Annotated in this window: 16 protein-coding genes and 2 pseudogenes; 15 read left to right on the top strand and 3 right to left on the bottom strand. The window is 65.8% G+C overall.

What is annotated here, in order from left to right:
• Positions 1 to 87 precede the first annotated feature (87 nt).
• From RPIT_RS08575 to RPIT_RS08565, 3 genes are all read left to right on the top strand, one after another.
• Positions 88 to 1668: a helix-turn-helix transcriptional regulator gene (locus tag RPIT_RS08575; RefSeq protein ID WP_162274522.1), complete on the top strand. Its 1581-nt coding sequence runs from the start codon at positions 88 to 90 to the stop codon at positions 1666 to 1668.
• A gap of 100 nt (positions 1669 to 1768) precedes the next feature.
• On the top strand, positions 1769 to 2668 hold the full coding sequence (locus tag RPIT_RS08570; RefSeq protein WP_226996237.1) for an ABC transporter ATP-binding protein: 900 nt from the start codon (positions 1769 to 1771) through the stop codon (positions 2666 to 2668).
• An 8-nt stretch (positions 2669 to 2676) separates the two neighbouring features.
• Complete coding sequence (locus RPIT_RS08565) at positions 2677 to 3429, top strand: hypothetical protein (protein WP_077342321.1); 753 nt, start codon at positions 2677 to 2679, stop codon at positions 3427 to 3429.
• A 56-nt stretch (positions 3430 to 3485) separates the two neighbouring features.
• On the opposite strand, the gene RPIT_RS08560 is transcribed toward RPIT_RS08565, so the two are convergent.
• Positions 3486 to 4127, bottom strand: a complete 642-nt coding sequence (locus RPIT_RS08560) for a response regulator (protein WP_237267825.1) — start codon at positions 4125 to 4127, stop codon at positions 3486 to 3488.
• A 466-nt stretch (positions 4128 to 4593) separates the two neighbouring features.
• Between RPIT_RS08560 and RPIT_RS08550 the strand changes: the two genes are divergently transcribed.
• Entirely contained in the window at positions 4594 to 6840 is a 2247-nt protein-coding gene (locus RPIT_RS08550; RefSeq protein WP_162274521.1) for a sensor histidine kinase, read from the top strand.
• Between the two features lie 9 nt (positions 6841 to 6849).
• Here the strand turns inward: RPIT_RS08550 and RPIT_RS08545 are convergent.
• Positions 6850 to 8954: pseudogene (locus RPIT_RS08545) on the bottom strand (RecQ family ATP-dependent DNA helicase).
• Between the two features lie 278 nt (positions 8955 to 9232).
• On the opposite strand from RPIT_RS08545, the pseudogene ffh reads away from it, so the two are divergent.
• The 3 genes and pseudogenes from ffh (at position 9233) to RPIT_RS08530 (ending at position 13118) form a co-directional block, all read left to right on the top strand.
• Positions 9233 to 10752, top strand: a pseudogene (gene ffh, locus RPIT_RS08540) (signal recognition particle protein).
• Positions 10753 to 10760: 8 nt separating this feature from the next.
• Positions 10761 to 11837 carry an amidohydrolase family protein gene (locus RPIT_RS08535; RefSeq protein ID WP_077342313.1) on the top strand — a complete coding sequence of 359 codons (1077 nt, stop codon included), beginning with the start codon at positions 10761 to 10763 and terminating at the stop codon, positions 11835 to 11837.
• Positions 11838 to 11927: 90 nt separating this feature from the next.
• Positions 11928 to 13118, top strand: coding sequence for a S49 family peptidase (locus RPIT_RS08530; RefSeq protein ID WP_077342311.1), 1191 nt, complete (start codon positions 11928 to 11930; stop codon positions 13116 to 13118).
• A 19-nt stretch (positions 13119 to 13137) separates the two neighbouring features.
• Here RPIT_RS08530 and RPIT_RS08525 read toward each other — a convergent pair whose 3' ends face one another.
• The gene (locus tag RPIT_RS08525) at positions 13138 to 13482 is read right to left on the bottom strand and encodes a metallopeptidase family protein (RefSeq protein ID WP_077342309.1); all 345 of its coding nucleotides are present in this window, start codon (positions 13480 to 13482) and stop codon (positions 13138 to 13140) included.
• 203 nt (positions 13483 to 13685) lie between these two features.
• Here RPIT_RS08525 and rpsP point away from each other — a divergent pair, with 203 nt between their 5' ends.
• The 8 genes from rpsP to rplS all read left to right on the top strand — a co-directional run bounded on the left by rpsP (position 13686) and on the right by rplS (position 19866).
• Positions 13686 to 14171: a 30S ribosomal protein S16 gene (rpsP, locus tag RPIT_RS08520; RefSeq protein ID WP_077342307.1), complete on the top strand. Its 486-nt coding sequence runs from the start codon at positions 13686 to 13688 to the stop codon at positions 14169 to 14171.
• Positions 14172 to 14173: 2 nt separating this feature from the next.
• Positions 14174 to 14422 (top strand): RNA-binding protein, encoded by a 249-nt coding sequence (locus RPIT_RS08515; RefSeq protein ID WP_077342305.1) that lies wholly within the window; start codon positions 14174 to 14176, stop codon positions 14420 to 14422.
• Positions 14423 to 14497: 75 nt separating this feature from the next.
• Positions 14498 to 15022, top strand: a complete 525-nt coding sequence (gene rimM, locus RPIT_RS08510; RefSeq protein ID WP_077342303.1) for a ribosome maturation factor RimM — start codon at positions 14498 to 14500, stop codon at positions 15020 to 15022.
• Positions 15019 to 15738 carry a tRNA (guanosine(37)-N1)-methyltransferase TrmD gene (gene trmD / locus RPIT_RS08505; protein WP_077342301.1) on the top strand — a complete coding sequence of 240 codons (720 nt, stop codon included), beginning with the start codon at positions 15019 to 15021 and terminating at the stop codon, positions 15736 to 15738. The genes rimM and trmD overlap by 4 nt, the downstream gene beginning before the upstream one ends.
• A gap of 139 nt (positions 15739 to 15877) precedes the next feature.
• Positions 15878 to 16534, top strand: a complete 657-nt coding sequence (locus RPIT_RS08500; protein WP_335755115.1) for a succinate dehydrogenase cytochrome b subunit — start codon at positions 15878 to 15880, stop codon at positions 16532 to 16534.
• Positions 16531 to 18546: a fumarate reductase/succinate dehydrogenase flavoprotein subunit gene (locus RPIT_RS08495; protein WP_077342299.1), complete on the top strand. Its 2016-nt coding sequence runs from the start codon at positions 16531 to 16533 to the stop codon at positions 18544 to 18546. The genes RPIT_RS08500 and RPIT_RS08495 overlap by 4 nt, the downstream gene beginning before the upstream one ends.
• Positions 18543 to 19304, top strand: coding sequence for a succinate dehydrogenase/fumarate reductase iron-sulfur subunit (locus RPIT_RS08490; RefSeq protein WP_077342297.1), 762 nt, complete (start codon positions 18543 to 18545; stop codon positions 19302 to 19304). Before RPIT_RS08495 ends, RPIT_RS08490 begins: the two co-directional genes overlap by 4 nt.
• A 211-nt stretch (positions 19305 to 19515) precedes the next feature.
• Complete coding sequence (gene rplS, locus RPIT_RS08485; protein ID WP_077342295.1) at positions 19516 to 19866, top strand: 50S ribosomal protein L19; 351 nt, start codon at positions 19516 to 19518, stop codon at positions 19864 to 19866.
• The last annotated feature ends 96 nt before the right edge of the window (positions 19867 to 19962 follow it).

Here is a 19962-nt window from a genome sequence, read left to right as displayed (position 1 = left end):
CTGGCCTGTCGGATGTGTCCGAAGGTTAGGTTGTCGTGGCTAATGGACCATGCCGTCGCCCCATGCCATCCGGGAAGAATCACTGTCATGGACGTGATGGGGCGCTACGAAACCGTAGCCACACAGCTCGCTGAGCAGATGTGCAGCGACGGCTCGGAGACCGCACCGGAGAAGCTGCAGATCCTCACCCGGCTGCTCGCGGCACGTGGGGATGGCAGCCCACCCTGGCTCCAGGAGCTGGAGGCTGCAACCGTGGTGCGCGCCCTGTCGACGGGGCTCGACTGGGCACAGATCGCTAGCGCCGCGCCTTCGTACCAGCTGCCTAAGGACCCACATGTCATGGGGGCGCTGGCCTGTCTCCACTTCAGCGGCGGCGAGTGCTCGCCGAGGCTGGTCAGGAGTGCGCTGGGCCACGCTGCCGACATGCCCAGCCTCCAACGCCGGCTGATCGACGGAGGGTGGATCCGGATCAGGCGCGGCGCCGACCCGCGAGGGGGAATGGCCACTCGCTGGGTGCTCCCGCTGGACAGGGCGGCTGCAGCTCAGGCGGCAGCTCAGCTCGTCGTCCCGACGGCGACAGCTGACCGGAAGCCGGCGCTGCCCCTGAGTGGCAGCCCTTCCGCGCTGCGTCAGGCCATGATTCGTTTCGGTCGAGATGGTGGAGACCCCCACCAGGTGATCGATCTGTTGGTCCCCGCAGCCGCATCCGGTGATGCTCGGGCCCTGCGGTCCGTGCTGGGGAGGAGCCTTGCGGTCAACCAGTCGGCTGCACTGCAGAACACGGTGCGTGCCGGTATTGCATTTCTCTCGCTGACCCTTGGCGAGCGCGATGCGGCCGAGGCTGCGTGGCCGCAGCAGGCGCGGCAGACCCAGCCTGGGGCGTTCCTCCCGGCGGTGGTCTCAGCGCTCTTCGAACCCCATCAGGAATTCCTGATTGACCGAGTCGATGAGCTGCGAACTCTGTCCTCCTCCACCAGCGAGCACCTCGTCGTCGCGTGGGCATCGCTGCAGTTGGCACTAGGTGCCAGCGAACGAGGTTCACTGGCGGAGGCCGAAGCCTTGTGCGAGTCTGCCCGATGGGTGGCGCTGGCCCTAGAAGAGCCCTACCTCATGGCTCGAAGCGACCTCGTGGAAGCAGTCATCGCGCTGACGCGAGCCGATGATGCCCAGGCCACCGAGCGAATTGCGTCGGCCACGAGGACGCTGAGTGGTGCCGGGACGCGCACCGCTCTCGTGGCCCTCCTGGACACGCTTGGCAAGACAAGATCACGCCAAGGAAGGTTGCAAGCGAAGGCCCTATTGATTGGTTGGATGACCGCCCACTGGCACAGTCTCAGCGCCCGGGAATGGGCGATGCTCCCGCATCCAGAGGAACTGCCTCTAGACGAACAACAACGGCTTTGGGCGCACGGTGCAGCTACCACGCTGAACCAATTGGTAGGGCAGGGCCTGAGCGGCCCTCGTCGCTTGCCGAAGCTCACCCCGCGTGAGTCGGAGGTGTCTCACCTCGTCAGCACGGGGATGACCAACGATCAGATCGCCCGACGGCTGGGATTGTCACGCCGGACCGTGGTCAATCACCTCTGCAGCGTGATGCGCAAGCTCGATTGCGCCACCCGAGTCCAAGTTGCCATACACGTCAGCCAGCTCTCGCTAGCCAAAAGATAACCGTCAAAAGGTGGACGGTTTCAAGCAAAGAGCAAACCCACGGCCGATGCCCCAAGAACCTCCAGAAAGGAAAGATTGAACCATGATCGAAACTCGGAACTTGACCAAGCGATACGGCTCAAAGACCGTAGTCGACAACCTTTCGGTCCAGATTCAGCCCGGCGTGGTGACTGGATTCCTCGGCCCTAACGGGGCCGGAAAGTCCACCACCATGCGGATGCTGCTGGGCCTCGAACGACCCACATCTGGGACCGCCCTCATCGACGGAGTGCCCTACCGCACCCTCAAGCGGCCGCTCACCACCGTCGGAGCGCTGCTCGACGCCGGCTGGGTGCACCCCAAGCGGTCTGCCCGGGATCACCTGCGCTGGGTGGCTGCCTCCAACAGGATCGACACCGCGCGCGTGGACGAGATCCTTGAGATCGTTGGGCTGCGTGAAGCAGCCCGCCGCAAGGCTGGCGAGTTCTCGCTCGGCATGCGACAGCGGCTCGGGCTCGCTACCGCGATGCTAGGAGATCCCCAGCACTACATCCTAGACGAGCCCGTCAACGGACTTGACCCCGAAGGTATCCACTGGATTCGGCAGGTGATGCGCCGCCTAGCTGACCAGGGCAAAACGGTCCTCGTGTCTAGTCACCTTCTCTCGGAAATGTCCCAGACGGCCGACAACCTCATCGTGATTGCTCAGGGTCGGCTGCTGGCCGACACCACTGTGGAGGCATTCGTCGCAGCCCAGGGCGCGGGCAAGATCCGGGTCAGGGCACGTCGTCTCGACGAGCTCGCCGCGGCGCTGAGGCACCGAGGCGCAGAGGTGATTGTGCGTGACTCGGCCCAGGACCGGTGCCTAGCGGTCACGGGCCTCTCGATCGAAGAGGTCGCGGATGTGGCAGGCGACTACGGCGTGCTCGAGTTGGGACAGGAACGCGTCTCGCTTGAAGACGCCTTTATTGAGATGACCCGCGACGGCGTTGAGTACGCCGGCTCCGTGGGAAGGAAGTGAGGATTCCGATGACCGCCGCTATCAGCGCTGAACAGCGTAAATACTTCTCTACCTCTGGATGGATCATTGGGCTGCTGTGCCTGCTGGCCTTCGGCATGGTCATGCCGGTCGGCAACGCCATCAGTGTCAATGCCAACACCCAGGGAACAGTGTCCAACGTGGCCGGCCTCGGGGGAGTCGCGGATTTTGGCTTGATGGTCCTCATGGTGATCGCTGCGACCAGCGTCACCCAGGAGTACCGCTTTGGCACCGCCAACGCGAGCTTCCTCGGGCTCCCAGGCCGAGTGCACTGGCTCGCGGCCAAGGCCACCCTCATGGCGGTGATCGCCGCGCTGTCCGCCACGGTCTTGGCAGTGCTCGGTGTGGTGGCCGTCAGCTTGATCGCCGCTCCGTACAAGCAGGACGGTGTCAGCCTCGTCGCCGCGCTGCCTCAGATTGGGATGGCTGCGTTGACGTCGGCCGTCATGGCCGTACTGGCTGTTGGGGTGGGCGCCCTAGTGCGCAGCACGGCCTTCGCCGTCGCACTCATCGTGCTGTGGCCCACCGTCGTGGAGCTTCTTCTAGCGAAGCTGCCTGGGCTGTCTGAGCACACACCCAAGTTCCTGCTGTGGGCAAACGCTGGCTACGCCATGACCGGACGAGACATGGGCACCGAGTTCCTGTGGGGACCCGGGGGCGCCGTCGCCTATCTAGCGGTGATCGCGGCAGTCGTCTTCGTGGCTGGCGCGGTCGTGACCAAGTCAGTGACTCCTTCGGACTGAGGTCGCAGGAGAAGGCCCCGACGCGCTGCGCGCGTCGGGGCCTTCGTCGTGTCTGACTAGAGACCGGTGATGGGGTCTAACTCTGTCGGGTCGACGATGCCCAGTTGGACCGCGCGCATCAGAATCTGCGTGCGTGACTTCAGGCCCAGCTTGTCGCCGATATGTGAGAGGTACTGCTTCACGGACCCTTCAGACACGAACATCTTCTGTCCGATTTGTTGGTTGGTTAGGCCCTGGGCCAGCCATGTCAGCAGTTCTCGTTCCCGTGGCGCCAGACCGGGATCTGGCAGCGCAGGGCGTTCGCGAACCGCGCTGTCAACGACGTCGCGGACCAGTTCCCGCCGCACTGCGGACGACAGTGGCATCTCGCCGTCCAGCGCTTGCTCGACGGCCGCCAGCAGAGCTGGACCGCCGGCGTCCTTGAGGAGGTATCCGGCTGCGCCGGCGCGCAGTGCCGCCACAATGTAATCGCGAGTGCCAAACGTTGTGAGTGCGACGATGCAGGCCGTCGGGTCTGCTTGGCAGATCTCACCGATTGCCTCGACGCCCGATTTGTCGGGCATCTGGAGGTCCATGAGAGTGATGTCGGGCTTCAGCTCGCGGTGCAGCGAAACAGCCTCGTTCCCGTCTCGGGCCTCGCCTACCACCTCAAGGGTGTCGTGCCGCGAGAAAAACATCCGGTACGCCTCGCGCACCATGGGGTCGTCGTCGGCGACGAGTATTCGACGGGTCACGCGGCCACGATAGTCGGCGGTCCTGTCGCAAATGGGTCGCCGTCCGTTACCCGGGCATTGGCCGAACGGCAATGTTGATGACCTCCTGCCTTCGCTTGAATTGAGGTATCTCGAAGCACCCGCGCCTCGATGCACTCCAACGAAGGATTTGATTCGCACGTTTCTCCGCAAGACCGTCGCCGCTCTGGTCCTCGCCGCCGTTGCCATGCCGGCCACCGCACTCGCTGCCCAGGCCTCGCCAGCGGTGGCCCCGCTCCTCGAGCAGAGCGGCGTCACTATCACTCAGCCAGGGGCCAAGCCGAACTTTCACTTGTGCTTGATCTTCCCTTGCCGGAAGAACTGAGCGGCTAGCATCGGTGGCGCTGAAGCGCAGAACGGAGGGTGAACAGTGATGGGTGCCCTCCGTTCGCCGTCCGACACATTCCTCACCTTGGCCCGGCTGCTCGCAGCCGTGGCCGTCTTGTTGTCAAGCCTGTCGTTTCTCCTGCACTGGCACTGGCAGGGCTGGACCACGCCGCTGTCGGTGATCGCACAGCTTGCTGAAGCCGTCGGCTGCGTTGTGCTGCTCTGGCGACCATGGCGAGGGCTGGTACTCCTCGCCATCCCGATGGCTGTCACTCTCATCTGGGGCACGCACGACGCCGACCTCATGCTGAGTCTTCTTGTACCGGCCGTGTTCGTCGCTTCGTTTGGTGGGACCCGCGCTTGGGGTGTGGTGGTGGCGATGATCGGGTACAGCGTTGCCAGAGAGGTGACCGACCACAGCTTTGGGGAGTTCGAGCTCCTCGTGAGCCACCTCGTGAGGACTGTCATGAGCGTCCTCGTCGGCCTGGTGCTGCGGTGGCTCATCGCTTCGCGACGACGTGGCGCAGGCAAAGTGGCAGTGCTCACCGACGACGTTCGTTCAGTTCGTGCGGACGAGAGGATCGCGCTGGCCAATGACCTGCGCTCCGTGGTCATGGTGCGGTTGGCAGAAGCCTGGCAAGTGCTTCAAGCAGTGCGCACCAGCACGGATGCCGCGGAATTGCGGCATGCAAGCCTTCGCATCAGCCAGGCGTGCACGAAGGCCCTTGGTGAGGTACGGACCCTCGTCGGCATGCTGCGTGAGGACCCAACCGCCTCGGGCACCGATGAGTCAGTAGCCGAAGGTGGCGCCGACGATCGAATTGAGCAGGCCTGCGCCAAGCTGCGTGCCGCTGGGGCAACCGTCACGCTCGAACTCGGTCTTGACCCGGGAAGTTTGCCTCCGGTCACCCGGACCACGTTGCTGCGCGTGCTCGAGGCCGTCGTCGAAGCCACCGTCGTTAGCGACCCGGCAACCGCGGCCGTCCACCTTCACATCGCTGGACGGTTCGGAGGACTGCAGATGGCTGCCCGCTACCCCAGCAGGCTACTTCCGGAGCCAGAACTTGAAGAAAGATTCGACCGCCTCCAGAAGCGCGCCCAGGCGCTCGGAGGGAGTTTGACCATTCAGACTGGCGACGAAAGACATCTCACCCTGAAGCTTCCACCGGACCGCTCCGCGGCCCCGCCTCTCGAGAGATCCAGCCACAAGATCTCGTGGCATCGTCGCATTCTGTCTGCCAACCGCCCGCGGTTGGTTGTCACCGCCGTGGCGGCGGCCCTTGCCCTACCTCCCATCAGCGTCCCCGGTACCCCAGGCTTGGGTGAGTGGTCACTCCTGCGAGCTGCAGCCTTTTCCTCCCTCGCTCTGGTGGTATGGCGGCCAGCTCTTGGCTTGATCCTGGCCGGAGTTGCCGCCGTCGGAATGCTAGCCACCGCAGAGGCGGAGCACCCGCTCATCCTGCTGGTCGCGGTGTTGGCAGCCAGCTACGGCGCAACCGGACTGCGCCGCACGTGGATCCCCATTGCTCTGGCGGTGGTTGGCCCTCTGCTGTCTGTTGCGGCCGCAGGCTTCGGACTCGCCAATCGGGTTGAGTTTGCGGTGTTGGCGCTAGGGACGATGGTCGGTGCGCCGTCGATCCTGGCAGCGCGGCACTTTGTCAGATCCCGCAGCCACCAGCTCGGCGCGATCGCCCAGTTGGAGGGCCAAGAGCGCAACGTCAGAACCGAGGAGAGAAATCTCCTGTCCAGAGAGCTGCATGACGTGGTGGCCCACCAACTGTCGATCGTGGCGCTCCAACACATGGCCTACGGCGACTCCGAAGATCCCTCCGAGCTGCGCCTGGCGTTGGACCGGATGGAAGAAGCCACCAGCTCCGCCGAGAGCGAGATGGAACTGCTGACCAGCATCATGGCGGACGACGGCGGTGCTGAGCGAGACGCCATCGTGCGGCCCACCGCGGTTGCCACCACTTTGTCGCAGACATTGCGTGACAACGGTTTCACTGTTGTCTCCGCCGTCGACGCGGCCTCAGACGAGCTATCGCCGGCGGTGCAACGAACTCTCACCCGAGTGATGCAGGAGGGGGCTACCAACATCCTGCGCTACGGAAAACCGCAGAGCGAGTGTCACTTGACCCTGACCGCGAACGACCACCAAGCAGTCCTCGAAGTCGTCAACGAAATGTCGGGCAGCGTCCGGCAATTTCCCATGTCGCTGGGCTACGGGCTGCTTGGCGTGCGCGAGCGGGTTGATCTATCGGGTGGACAATTCCAGGCCGGCCCTGAGGGCAGCGATTGGATCGTCCGGGTGGCACTACCGCTGAACACGTGAGAGCGAGCCTCACCCCACGCTGGCTAGAGCCACAGGCAGGACTGAAGCCGCACCAGCCAAGCGCAGGGCTCGGCCGGCGATCGTCATCGTCCACCTGGAGTCGATGAGGTCGTCGACCAACAGGACAGGCCCGCTCAGTGAGCCCAACTGTGCTGCCAACTGAGGTGGCACGGTGAATCGATTCCAGAGATCTCGTACTCGAAACGCACTGTTGGCAGCCGCAGGCGACCCATCAGCGTGGTGCAGTGGGCCCAGTAGCTGCAGGCGTCCAGCACTCGCGATGCCCGTGGCCAACGACTCCACAAGTTCCGGGCGGCTGACGCTCGGCACCCACACGACAGCGGCCGGGCGTTGCTCCCAAGGCCACTCCTTGAGCACCTGGAAGGCTGCACGTAAGAGGTCTGGCGGGACGGGTGCGTCGACAGGCGCTCCGGATGGATCGACGGCGAACAGTGCCCGCAAGGCGTTGCCATGGCCCAAATCCGTGAGGCGGGCGATCACCCGACCCTCGTCGACGCGTTCCCCCTCGCTGATTTTGCCTCGGACAGGTTTGCCATCCACCCTCACCCCGAGGGTGTCAAGACCTTGCGGCCACATGGCGCGGGGCGCCACGGCGACGCCGACCTGCTTAAGAGACGCTTGAGCAGATTCCTCAGCGCCAATCTCGATGGCGGTGGGGTACCAGACCCCGGCGCAGAGATCGCACCGGTCACAGGGGCTGAATGTGGGTCGTCGAGGGCGTCGGTCAGGAACGCCATGCGACACGCCCCCGAGGGAAGGGCTTGGTACTCCAGCATCGAATCCTGCTCACTGACCCGAGCGGCGGCGATCCTGTCGTAGCGCTCCGCGTCATAGGTCCAGGGCACACCCGTGGCGGACCATCCCCCTGCTCCGAAGCTCACTGCGCCGTCCACGGCCAGCACCTTCAAGAGCAGCTCCAACTGTCCGCGCTTCAGATCGACGCGTGACTCGAGAGCCCCCACCGACAGCGGGCTCTGTTCGGCAAGGGCCGTGAGGACGGCGTCGGCCCGTGCCTTGGTGGGCATGGCGTTGGTGGCGAAGTAGTGCCAGATCTCGCGATCCTCCATGCCGGGCAGCAGCAACACGTCCGCGCTGTCCGTTGCGCGCCCAGCTCGACCTACCTGCTGGTAGTACGCGACGGGGGAGTTGGGGGCGCCTAGATGCACCACAAACCCGAGATCTGGCTTGTCGAAGCCCATGCCAAGAGCGGACGTGGCGATCAGGGCCTTTACCTCATTGTTCTTGAGTGCTTCCTCCGCGAGGAGGCGTTCAGCCTGATCCGTGCGGCCGGTGTAGGGAAGAACCTTGTGCCCTGCCTTCGCCAAGAGCGCAGCCGTGTCTTCTGCAGCCGAGACCGTGAGACAGTAGACGATGCCGCTGCCGGGCAAGTCAGCCAGATGTTGCGTCAGCCAGGCCAAGCGGCGCCAAGACGTACCCAGCTCCAGCACGCCCAGACGTAGCGATTGGCGAGCCAAGGCGCCCCGCAAGGTGAACACCTGATGCCCGCCCGAGGCCATTTGCTCAGCCACGTCCTCGACGACTCGCTCGTTTGCCGTGGCCGTGGTGGCGAGCACCGGGACCTCATCTGGGAGGTCTGCGATGAGCGTTCTGATGCGGCGGTAGTCCGGGCGGAAATCGTGACCCCAATCGCTGATGCAGTGCGCCTCATCGATCACTAGGAGACCCATCCCACCCACCAGACGCGGCAACTGCTCTTCCCGGAAACGGGGATTGACGAGGCGCTCCGGGGAGACGAGGAGGACATCGAGGGCGTTGGCGTCCAATAGTTCCTCGATCTGGTTCCACTCGGTGACATTGGCGGAATTGATCGCGGCCGCGCGCACGCCAGCCCGCTCTGCGGCCGAGACCTGATCGCGCATGAGCGACAGCAGGGGAGAGACGATCAGGGCAGGGCCAGCCCCGGCCCGGCGCTGCAACAGGGCTGCGATGAAGTACACGGCAGATTTGCCCCATCCGGTGCGCTGCACCACCAGCGCCCGCTTGTGGTGCGCAACCAATGCCTCGATCGCTTCGAACTGCCCTGGATGGAAATCCGCCTCCGGATTGCCGGTGAGGGCCCGGAGAATGTCCAGCGCCTCCTCGCGGAGGCCATCGGCACCGCGCTGAGCAACCTGGCCGGCGGGTGCGACTACGCGAGCGGGTTGGGGAGGTGGCTGGGCGAACCGGAGATCTGCGGGGGGTTCGTCCCACGGGTCCGGCGGCAATTCGTCAAACTCCGGCGGCGGCTCCTGGTCCCAGATCTCCTGCATTGGCCCAGCCTGTCACGGACCTGTGACAATCGTCGGTTCGGCCAGGTGGGGCGGGCGTCGGTATCCTTGGTCACTGTTGGTAACTGCGAAGGGCAAAGTTAGTGTTCGACACTCTGCAAGACCGGCTCGCGTCGGTGTTCAAGGGGCTGCGCGCCAAGGGCCGCCTCACCGAGGCCGATATCGACGCCACGATGCGGGAGATCCGGATCGCGCTGCTCGAAGCCGACGTCAACCTGGGCGTGGTCAAGGAGTTCGTCGGCAACGTCAAGGAGCGGTCGCTGGGGGCTGAGCTCTCCAAGGCGCTCAACCCGTCGCAGCAGATCATCAAGATCGTCAACGAGGAACTGGTTTCCATCCTCGGTGGAGACGCCCGCACGATCCGCTTCGCCAAGCGCCCGCCGACCGTCATCATGCTGGCCGGCCTCCAGGGCGCCGGCAAGACGACGCTGGCCGGCAAGCTGGCGAAGTGGCTGCGCGCCAGCAAGCACGCGCCGCTTCTCGTGGCGGCTGACCTGCAGCGCCCCAACGCCGTCAACCAGCTTCAGATCGTCGGTCAGCGCGCCGGCGTCCACGTGTTCGCCCCGAGCCCGGCAATGGGGTTGGGGACCCGGTGGCAGTGGCGCGCCGTGCGATCGAGCACGCCCGCAACAAGCTCTACGACGTCGTCATCGTCGATACGGCGGGGCGCCTCGGCGTCGACGCCGAACTCATGCAGCAGGCCGCCGACATCAAGGCGGCGGTCGATCCCGACGAGACGCTGTTCGTCGTCGACGCGATGATCGGCCAGGACGCCGTCAACACCGCCAAGGCGTTCGACGAGGGCGTTGGCGTCGACGGCGTGGTCCTGACCAAGCTCGACGGCGACGCCCGCGGTGGCGCAGCCCTGTCGATCGCGCGGGTGCTGGGTAAGCCCATCATGTTCGCCTCCTCGGGCGAGGGCCTCGGCGACTTCGACATGTTCCATCCCGACCGGATGGCCTCGCGCATCCTGGGCATGGGTGATGTGCTGACGCTCATCGAGCAGGCGGAGAAGACCTTCGACGCCGACCAGTCGCGGGCCGCGGCCGAGAAGCTCATGGACAAGAACAAGTTCGGCCTCCAGGACTTCCTCTCGCAGATGCAGCAGCTCCGCAAGATGGGCCCCATGTCGAAGATCCTCGGCATGCTGCCTGGGGCCGGCCAGTTCAAGGACGCGATCAACGAGATCGACGAGAAGGAGATCGACCGCATCGAGGCGATCATCTACTCCATGACGCCCGCCGAGCGCGACAACGTCGCGATCCTCAACGGTTCGCGTCGCGCCCGCATCGCCAAGGGCGCCGGCGTCCAGGTCTCCGACGTCAACAAGCTCGTCAACCGCTTCGTCGAGGCGCGCAAAATGATGGAGTCGCTCGCGGGCGGTGGATTCGGCGGGATGCCCGGCATGCCCGGCCGGCCCGGTATGGGTCAGGGACAGCGGCGACCCAAGAAGCAGCAGGGCAAGAAGAAGGGCACCCGACCAGCGGCGCCGAAGCAGTTGCCGCAGCAGCAGACTGCGCCTCAGGTGCCGCAGAGCCTGGACGAGTTCCAGCTGCCGCCGGAGCTGCAGAAGATGTTCAACGAGAACAAGCCGAAGTTCTAGGAGGCTCCATGACCGCGTTCCGCATCGACGGCGTCATTCTTCCCGACGGTGAGCGGGGCGAGTTCTTCGTAGCGGACGGGGTGGTCGCCGACGGCCCGGTGCGCGACGCGGAGACGATCGCAGAGGGGTGCTGGGTCATCCCCGGCCTCGTCGACGCCCACTGCCACATCGGGCTGGGTGCCGAGGGCGACGTCGGGCGAGAGCGCGCGCGGGAGCAGGCCCTGACCGATCTGGCTGCCGGCACCATGCTGATCCGCGACGCGGGGTCGCCCTCCGACACGCGGTGGGTGCACGACGCGGCGGACCTGCCTCGACTGGTCCGCTCGGGGCAGCACGTCGCCCGCCCGAAGCGCTACATCCGCAACCTGGGCGTCGAGGTGGAGCCTGATCGTCTCGTCGAGCAGGTGCGCGCGGAGGCGCGCTCGGGGGACGGCTGGGTGAAGCTGGTCGGCGACTGGATCGATCGCAGCGTCGGGGATCTTGCTCCGCTCTGGCCAGCCGACGTCGCCGCCGACGCCATCGCCGCGGCGCACGACGAAGGAGCGCGGGTCACGGCCCACTGCTTCGGCGAGCAATCCGTCGCCGAGCTCGTTGCCGCCGGTATCGACTGCATCGAGCACGGCACCGGCATGAGCGACGAGGTGATCGAGCAGATGGCCACCAGAGGGACGTCACTGGTCCCGACCATGATCAACCTGGATCGGTTCCCGATCTATGCCGAGCCGGCCAAGGAGAAGTTCCCGGCGTACTTCACGCACATGATGGATCTCCACGCGCGCCGTCGGCAGACGATCGGCGCGGCGATGGAGGCCGGCATCTCCATCTACACGGGCACGGATGCCGGCACCGTCGTTGCCCACGGCCGCATCCGCGACGAGGTGGACGCCCTCGCGGAGATCGGGGGCGCCGAGTTCGCCCTGGGTGCTGCCAGCTGGCGGGCGCGCCCATGGTTGGGAGCCGACGTCCTCACCCCGGGTGCCTCCGCCGATCTCATTGTCCTCGACGCTGACCCTCGGGTAGATCTCTCTACGCTGCGTCGTCCGATCGCCATGCTGTTGCGTGGCCACCCCGTGGCAGAGCGCTGATCCAGCTCCGCCCAGCCTGGTGCGGATCGGCCCGAGCAGGATGGTCCGACAGCGTGGCTACGCTGGGGGGTGCAATCTAAGGAGTTCCCCATGACCGATAGCCCTTCCGGTTTCCCGCCCCCCGACGCCCAGCAAAGGGCAGCGGATCTCCCCACGCGCACGGAGGTAGCCCCGCCGCCACGGCCGCACGAACCCCGAGGGGGCGTCTTCCGTCGCGGATTCGGGTTGGGAGCAGGTCTGGGCCTGGGTCTGGGTCTCGCGGGGCTCGCCCTGAGCATCGCGCTTACTCTCGGCGCGGTCTTGACGTCTCTAGCATTTGTCTCGTCGGCCGGGGCGGCCACAGCCACCACCCAGCTATCGACCATCTGGGGTAGTGGGAGCCAGACGCTGCGCGCCATCACCGTCGCGGGTCCGGTTCTGGCCGACGCCACCGACGGCTCACTGCTCGCCTCCGGGACTTACGGCTACGAGATCGCCGCCCAACTCGACGACCTCACCGCCGACGACGCGGGGGGAGTGGTGCTGCTCGTCAACACCCCCGGTGGCAGCATTGCGGGTTCGCGTGCGATCGCCGACGCCGTCACCCGGTACCAGGAACGAACCGGCCAGAAGGTCCTCGTGCACGTCAGTTCGATGTCGGCCTCCGGCGGCGTGTACGCCACCGCCCCAGCGGATGAGATCATCGCCGACCATGGGGCGCTGGTCGGCTCCATCGGGGTCATCTTCGGCCCCTTCGAGCAGTACGACGGGGTGGTGGCGACCACCGGCAACATCCTGGAGTCGGGAGTCACGACGACCGGAGGGATCACGAACGAGTACCTCTACCAGGGCACGAGTAAGGACTTCGGCAACCCCTACCGACCGATGACGGAGCAGGAACGTGAGCACTACCTCACCGGACTGTCCAACGAGTACGACGCCTTCGTCGGGTTCGTCGCGCAGCACCGCAGCATTGACGAGACGACGATCCGCGAACAGCTGGGCGCGTACCTCTTCGACGCTGAACGGGCCGAGCAGGTCGGGCTTATCGACGGTGTGCTGGGGCGCGACGAGTTCTTCCGGCACGCGGCCGAACAGGCGGGCCTTGACCCGGCCGACACGCGTGTGGAGGCTGTGCGGCAACCCAGCGCGTGGGAGTCACTGCTTGGGGTAGAGCGTCCGTTCGGGCATTCACCGGCCGCGACGCAGCGAGCAGGGGTGTTCCCGGTGCTGAGCCCGGCGCTCTGCAATTCGACGCAGCCGGTGGCGTTCTCCGGCGATCTGGCCACCGTGTGCGGGTGATCTGGCTGGAGCGCCGTGCTCAGCCCCAGCCGAGTTCGTGGAGTGCTTCCTCCTCGATGCCGTGGTAGTGCCCGAGTTCATGCAGCAGAGTCACCCAGATCTCCTCGAAGAGTTCATCCTCGGTCTGACACATGCGCGAGAGGGGACCGCTGAACAGGACGACACGATCGGGGAGTTGGCCGTAGCCGTACATGTCCCGCTCGGTCAGCGCCGTTCCCTCGTACCAGCCCAGGGTGTCAGAGCCGTCCTCGGGCTCGTCCTCGACGACGAAGATGAGGTTGTCGAGACCGGTGACGAGCTGCTCGGGAAGCGCATCCAGCGCCTCTTCGACCAGGGCCTCGAAGTCGTCGTCGGAGATGTCCACACGCCGATCGTACGTGGTCGCCGGGATCGAGTTTTGGGAGCATCCCGCCGGATCTGGCACAATGTCGGGTGCACCTCTTTGCCCGGGCCCTCTCAACCGGGTGGCGAGGCCCCTAGGTTTGCGAGCCGGCGTGCCCCACACGAAGATTCGCGTCCATCCGCACCGTCTGACGGCAGACACACAGCACAGGAGTAACCACACCAGTGGCAACCAAGATTCGCCTGAAGCGTCTCGGCAAGATTCGCTCGCCCCACTACCGCATCATCGTCATCGACTCCCGCTCCAAGCGCGAGGGTAAGGCGATCGAGGAGATCGGCCTCTACCACCCCAAGAACGACCCGTCGTTCATCCGCGTCGACTCGGAGCGCGCACAGTACTGGCTCTCCGTCGGTGCGCAGCCCACCGAAGCGGTCGTCGCGATCTTCAAGCGCACCGGCGACTGGCAGAAGTTCACCGGCGACACGACCCCTTCCGGCGTTGACCCGCAGCCCGAGCCCCGCGACCGCGAGGCCGAGTTCGCCAAGGCGCTGGCCGAAGACGGCGGCACCACCGCCCCGGCCATCTCCAAGGCCAAGAAGAAGGCCGACGAGGCCGCTGCCAAGGCCAAGGACGAGGCTCCCGCCGCCGACGAGGCCGCCCCGGCCGATGATGCTCAGGCCGAGGCCGAGGCTCCGGCAGAAGAGGCCTGACGGTGCTCGCCGAGGCTCTTGAACACCTCGTCGCCGGGATTGTCTCCAACCCCGACGACGTGAGCGTCAAGGACAAGGACCTTCGCCGTGGTCGACTCCTCGAGGTGCGTGTTCACCCCGACGACGTCGGCAAGGTCATCGGCCGGCAGGGCCGCACCGCGTCGGCGCTGCGCACGGTCGTCGCAGCTCTCGCTGGCAAGGAAAGCGTCCGGGTCGATTTCGTCGACGTGGATCGCCCCCGCCGACGCTGAGCGAGTGCTCAACTTGGGATGCCCCGGACCACGCTGTCCGGGGCTTTCCCATTCACCGACACATGAAGGAATCAGATGAGCGACCTCGTTGAAGTGACCATCGGTCGGGTGGGACGGGCCCACGGGATCCGCGGCGACGTCTTCGTCGACGTGCGTACGGATGAGCCGGCCCGACGCTTCCGCCAGGGGGCCACCGTCGCCGTCGGGGAGGGCCGCAAACCCATCGAGCTGGCCACCGTGAAGTGGAACCGGGGCAAACTCATCGTGTCGTTCACGGGGTTCCCGGACCGGACCGCTGTGGAGACGCTCACCGGCGAGTTGCTGAGGGTGCGTGTGCCGGCCGACGAGCGGCCGAGCGAACCCGAGGAGTACTTCGACCGGCAGCTGGTGGGTCTCGCGGTCCACGACCACGCCGACCGTCGCGTAGGCGTCATCGCGGAGGTGCTGCATCTGCCTGCGCAGGACGTGCTGCGAGTCGACACGGGCGCCGACGACGACCGCCTCGTTCCCTTCGTGAGCGCGCTGGTGCCCGTGGTCGATCTGGACGCTGGCCTCGTGCGACTGGCCGACGTCGTGGGGCTGCTGGAGGACCAGGAGTGAGGCTCGACCTGATCAGCATCTTCCCCGACTACTTCTCGCCCCTGCAGCTCAGCCTGGTCGGCAAGGCCATCACCGCTGGACTCGTCGACCTCAACGTGCACGACCTTCGTCAGTGGACGCATGACCGTCACCACACCACCGACGACACCCCGTACGGCGGCGGGGCCGGAATGGTCATGAAACCAGAGCCGTGGGGAGAGGCTTTCGACGCCATGGAGGAGCAGTCTGCCCTGCCGCTCACCGTGGTGGTGCCGACCCCTGCCGGCCGCCCGTTCGACCAGGCACTGGCGTACGAATTGGCAGAGCGGCAACGCCTGGTGTTCGCCTGCGGCCGCTACGAGGGCATCGACCAGCGGGTCATCGATCACTGCTCCGAGAAGTACGAACTGATCGAGGTCAGCCTCGGCGACTACGTGCTCAACGGGGGGGAGGTGGCCGTTCTGGCCATCGTGGAGGCGGTCGTCCGGCTCCTACCCGGGGTCATCGGAAATCCCGCCTCCCTCGACGAGGAATCCCACGCCCCAGGCCACCGGCTGCTCGAGTATCCCAACTACACCAAGCCTCCAGTATGGCGGGACAGGGCTGTCCCGGAGATCCTGCTGAGTGGCAATCATGCCGCCATCGCCAACTGGCGGCGGGAGCGAGCGCTGGAGCGCACCCGCGAGCGGCGTCCGGATCTGGTCGACGACGATATCGGCAACGGTTTCGGAGCGTAAATTCCCCAGTAGGGTGCCGGTTGCCCTAGGCTGACCCGCCCGCACAAATGTCAGGTCGGTTGGCTAGAGTGTGGGCGTGGCAACATCACTCACCATTCATCAACGAGCGTTGCGGACGACGGTCGTCAAGAAGGTCATCATGGCGGTGACCGGCTTGATCATGATCGCCTTCCTGCTGATGCACATGTACGGCAACCTGAAAATGTTCCTGGGCCCCGAGGCCTTCGATCATTACGCGCACTGGCTCAAGGGGACCACCGACGACGGCGGCCTTCTCTACCCGATCCTGCCGGCGGGCTGGTTCATCTGGATCTTCCGGTTCGCCCTTGTGGCGGCTGTGATCCTGCACATCTGGTCGGCGGCAACCCTCTCGGCGAAGACGCTGGCCAACCGCGGAGACAAGTACCAGGTCACGAAGCGGAAGGCGCAGACGTACTCTGCGCGCACCATGCGCTGGGGCGGCATCATCATCGCCGCGTTCATCATCTTCCACCTGCTGCAGTTCACCATCGTCCCGGGCTCACTGGGCACCGGCGGATCGCCCGAAGGCGAGCCGCACCGCATGGTCGTCGCAGGCTTCCAGCAATGGTGGATGGTGCTCATCTACGCCATCTGCATGGTTCTGATCACGATGCACATCCGGCACGGCTTCTGGAGCGCCTTCGCGACGCTCGGCGGCAACATGAGCGCCAAGTCGTTCCGCATCCTCAATGTCCTCGCGCTGATCGTGGCCGTCGCTCTGTTCGTCGGCTTCATGGTCATGCCGCTGGCTGTCTTGTTTGGAGTTATCCCGTGACCGACACCATCACCCCCGCAGTGACCACGGCCACCGACTACTGGGTCGACGGTCACGACATCGCCGATACCAAGGCGCCCCAGGTCGACATCGACAAGATGTGGCAGACGCGCCAGTTCCAGGCTCGCCTGGTCAACCCGGCCAACCGCCGCAAGCTGAGCGTCATCATCGTCGGCACCGGCCTCGCCGGTGGCGCCGCTGCTGCCACGTTGGGCGAAGCCGGCTACAACGTGCTCAACTTCTGTTACCAGGACTCGCCACGGCGGGCCCACTCGATCGCAGCGCAGGGCGGCATCAACGCCGCCAAGAACTACCGCAACGACAACGACTCGACGCACCGGTTGTTCTACGACACTGTCAAGGGCGGCGACTACCGCGCACGTGAGACGAACGTCTACCGACTGGCCGAGGTCTCGGCCAACATCATCGACCAGTGCGTCGCCCAGGGCGTCCCGTTCGCCCGCGAGTACGGGGGTCTCCTCGACACCCGCTCGTTCGGCGGCGTGCAGGTGCAGCGCACCTTCTACGCCCGCGGGCAGACGGGTCAGCAGCTGCTGATCGGCGTCTACCAGCAGCTCGAGCGGCAGATCGCGGCCGGCACCGTCAAGATGTACGCGCGCCACGAGATGGTGGAGCTCATCGTCGTCGACGGTCGTGCCCGCGGCATCGTGACCCGCAACATGATCAACGGCAAGGTCGAGACCTGGATGGCCGACGCGGTCGTGCTGGCCACCGGCGGATACGGCAACGTGTTCTTCCTGTCGACCAACGCCATGGGCTGCAACGTCACCGCCACGTGGCGTGCGCACCGCAAGGGTGCCTACTTCGGCAACCCCTGCTACACGCAGATCCACCCGACCTGCATCCCGGTGCACGGCGACACCCAGTCGAAGCTCACGCTGATGTCGGAGTCGTTGCGCAACGACGGCCGGATCTGGGTGCCGAAGCGCGCTGAGGACTGCGTCAAGGATCCCCGTCAGATCGCCGAGCAGGACCGCGACTACTACCTGGAGCGGATCTACCCGTCGTTCGGCAACCTGGTGCCCCGCGACATCGCGTCGCGCCAGGCGAAGAACATGTGCGACGAGGGTCGCGGTGTCGGCCCCGCCGTCACCGAGATCGGTCCCGACGGCGTCGAGCGTCAGGTTCGCCGCGGCGTCTACCTGGACTTCTCCGATGCCATCCACCGCATGGGCCAGAAGACCGTCGAGGCCAAGTACGGCAACCTCTTCGACATGTACCAGCAGATCACCGGTGAGAACCCGTACGAGGTGCCGATGCGCATCTACCCGGCGGTGCACTACACCATGGGCGGTCTCTGGGTCGACTACGACCTGCAGTCGTCGATCACCGGTCTCTACGTGACCGGTGAGGCCAACTTCTCCGACCACGGCGCCAACCGCCTGGGTGCCTCGGCGCTCATGCAGGGACTTTCCGACGGCTACTTCGTGTTGCCCAACACGATCAACGACTACCTGGCGGACGCCCCGTTCGAGAAGATCGCCGACGACCATCCGGCCGTCGTCGAGGCTCGCGACTCGGCCCAGGCCAGGATCGACAAGCTGCTGAGCATCCAGGGGACCCGCTCCGTCGACTCCTACCACAAGGAACTCGGCAACATCATGTGGGAGTACTGCGGGATGTACCGCACAGAGGAGGGCCTTACCAAGGCCATCGGCCTCATCCGTGACCTCAAGGCGGATTTCTGGACCAACGTCCGGGTCACGGGTGTGAACGAGGACTTCAACCAGGCGCTCGAGCGGGCTGGCCGCGTGGCCGACTTCTTCGAGCTGGGTGAGTTGATGTGCATCGACGCTCTCCACCGCCGCGAGTCCTGCGGTGGACACTTCCGCGGAGAGTCCCAGACCGAGGAAGGCGAGGCCCTGCGCCACGACGACGAGTACCTCTACGTCGGCGCCTGGGAGTGGGGCGGCGAGGGCGGCAAGCCCGTGCTGCACCGCGAGCCTCTCATCTACAAGGCAATCGAACTGAAGCAACGGAGTTACAAGTGAAGCTCAAGCTACGTATCTGGCGTCAGGCCGGCGCCAACGCCGCTGGCCGGATGGTCGAGTACGACCTTGACGGTGTGTCGGAAGACATGTCGTTCTTGGAGATGCTTGACCTTCTCAACGAGAACCTCACCAACCGCAACGAGGAACCCGTCGCCTTCGACCACGACTGCCGTGAGGGCATCTGTGGCATGTGTGGCGTGGTCATCAACGGCGTAGCCCACGGCGCGCCGGAGGGTGTCCGCACCACCACCTGCCAGCTGCACATGCGTTCGTTCCAGGACGGCGCGACGATCGACATCGAGCCGTGGCGTGCAGGTTCCTTCCCCGTGATCAAGGACCTTGCCGTCGACCGCACCGCGTTCGACCGGATCATCCAGGCGGGCGGCTTCATTTCCTCGAACACCGGTTCGGCTCCGGACGCTCACGCGACCCCGGCCCCGAAGCGCGAGGCGGACGTCGCCTTCGACAACGCCACCTGCATCGGTTGCGGCGCCTGCGTCGCGGCCTGCCCGAACAGCTCCGCCATGCTGTTCACGGCGGCGAAGATCACCCACCTGGCGATGCTGCCGCAGGGCCAGCCGGAGCGCTACCGTCGCGTGAAGTCCATGGTGGCGCAGCACGACGAAGAGGGCTTCGGCAACTGCACCAACATCGGTGAGTGCGCAGCAGTGTGCCCCAAGGGCATCCCGTTGGAGTCCATCTCGCAGCTGAACCGCGACCTGGTGAAGTCGCTGTTCAAGGCTGACGGCAAGATCTGACCAGCCACGACAGAGCGGGCCCGGGGGACACCCCGGGCCCGCTCTGCCTTTACCGATTCGCGTCGTCACCCGGCCGCGTCTAGAATGACCTCTCGGTGCCCATTCCTGGGTGCCCCGGAATCCAGCAGCTCCTGCCACGGGGGGATCGTCTGCTCTCATCCGGACCAACAACACCGCGGTGACCTGTGGCACTGACGGAAGGGTTCACAACATGACCAACCCCCTGATCCAAGAGATCAACAAGGCCTCGCTCCGCGACGACATCCCGGACTTCCGCGCCGGCGACTCCGTCAAGGTGCACGTGAAGGTTGTCGAGGGCACGCGCTCCCGCGTCCAGGTGTTCGCCGGCGTCGTCATCGCCCGCAACGCTGGCGACGTCCAGGAGGCTTTCACCGTCCGTAAGGTCTCCTTCGGCGTCGGTGTGGAGCGTACATTCCCGCTGCACAGCCCGATCATCGAGAAGATCGAGGTCGAGCGTCGCGGCGACGTGCGTCGCGCGAAGCTCTACTACCTTCGCGGGCTGCGCGGCAAGGCCGCCAAGATCAAGGAGAAGCGCTTCTGAGCGTCTCTCTGACCAACACCGCCGGGTCCCTTCGGGGCCCGGCGGTGTCGCGTTCAGGGGCGCTCGGGCGGGCGGTATGCTCACTGAAGCACTCTG

This window comes from Tessaracoccus flavus (assembly GCF_001997295.1).
Taxonomy (GTDB): domain Bacteria; phylum Actinomycetota; class Actinomycetes; order Propionibacteriales; family Propionibacteriaceae; genus Arachnia; species Arachnia flava.
This window is presented reverse-complemented; position numbering and strand designations above follow the sequence as displayed.